This is a genomic window from Azospirillum sp. UFLA03-27 (assembly GCF_059803775.1).
On the sequence record NZ_JAUQTX010000511.1, the window covers coordinates 1 to 1,097 of the forward strand.

At 66.2% G+C, this 1,097-nt stretch carries 2 protein-coding genes; both read right to left on the reverse strand.

All coding sequences use genetic code 11. The annotated features are described in order from the left end of the window. Positions 1-524 (reverse strand): NAD(P)(+) transhydrogenase (Re/Si-specific) subunit beta (locus Q4I23_RS32780; RefSeq protein WP_498529015.1); only part of this gene is annotated, 524 nt, incomplete at its 3' end. Between the two features lie 2 nt (positions 525-526). Continuing rightward, on the reverse strand, positions 527-976 hold the full coding sequence (locus tag Q4I23_RS32785) for an NAD(P) transhydrogenase subunit alpha part 2 (protein ID WP_454018267.1): 450 nt from the start codon (positions 974-976) through the stop codon (positions 527-529). Positions 977-1,097 lie beyond the last annotated feature (121 nt).

Consider the following 1,097-nt stretch of genomic DNA (forward strand, 5'->3'; position numbering starts at 1 on the left):
AGGATGGTGAGGATGCCGAGGCCGGCGTTGAGGTGGTGCTGGAAGGGGAAGACCAGCGGCTTGCCGGTGACCAGCCCCTGCAGCTTGGCAAAGGCGACGATCGAGCCGGTGAAGGTGATGGCGCCGATGGCGGTGCCCAGCGCCATCTCGACCAGCGAGCCCTTGGCGATGGCGCCGGGCACGCCGATGCCGTAGGCCTCGGGCGAATAGAAGGCCGACAGCGCCACGAACACCGCGGCCAGACCGACCAGCGAGTGGAAGGCGGCGACGAGCTGCGGCAGGGCGGTCATCTCGATCTTCTTGGCGATGACGTAGCCGATGCCGCCGCCGATGGCGATGCCGAGCACGATCATCCAGTAGGACTGGACGATGGGCAGGGCCAGCGTGGTCAGCACGGCGATGGTCATGCCGGCCATGCCGAAGAAGTTGCCCTGGCGGGAGGTCTCCGGGCTGGACAGGCCGCGCAGGGCCATGATGAAGCAGACCGAGGCGACCAGATAGAGAAGGGCGGACAGGGTTTCCATGGTTACTTGCCCTTCTTCTTGAACATCGACAGCATGCGCTGGGTGACCAGGAAGCCGCCGAAGATGTTGACGCTGGCCAGGATGACCGCGAGGAAGCCCATGATCTTGGAGAAGCCACCCACAGAATTGATTGGGCCGGCCGGGCCGGCGGCGATCAGGGCGCCGACGATGATCACCGAGGACACCGCATTGGTCACCGCCATCAGCGGCGAGTGCAGCGCCGGCGTCACCCGCCACACCACGTAGTAGCCGACGAAGCAGGCCAGCACGAACACCGTCAGGCCGGTGATGAAGAAGTTGCCGTGGCTCGCCGCGTCCAGGACGGGCGCCGGGATCGGCATCGCGTGGGTCATCTGGGCAACCTGGACCTGAAGCTCCGCCGTCTGGTTGGTCAGGGTGAGGAGCGAGTGGCGGAAGGCCTCAATCTGGCTCGCGGGATCGGGATGTTCCATGGAAGCCGCCTCCTCAGACGGTCTGGACTTCGCGGACCGCGTCCGCGAAGGCGGGATGGACGACCTGCCCATCGCGGGTGAGCGCGATGGCCTTCACGATCTCGTCGTCCCAGTTGAGCGT

Coding starts and splice junctions, on each gene's coding strand:
- Q4I23_RS32785 (WP_454018267.1), bottom strand. CDS start 976: ATGGAACATCCCGATCCCGCGAGCCAGATTGAGGCCTTCCGCCACTCG.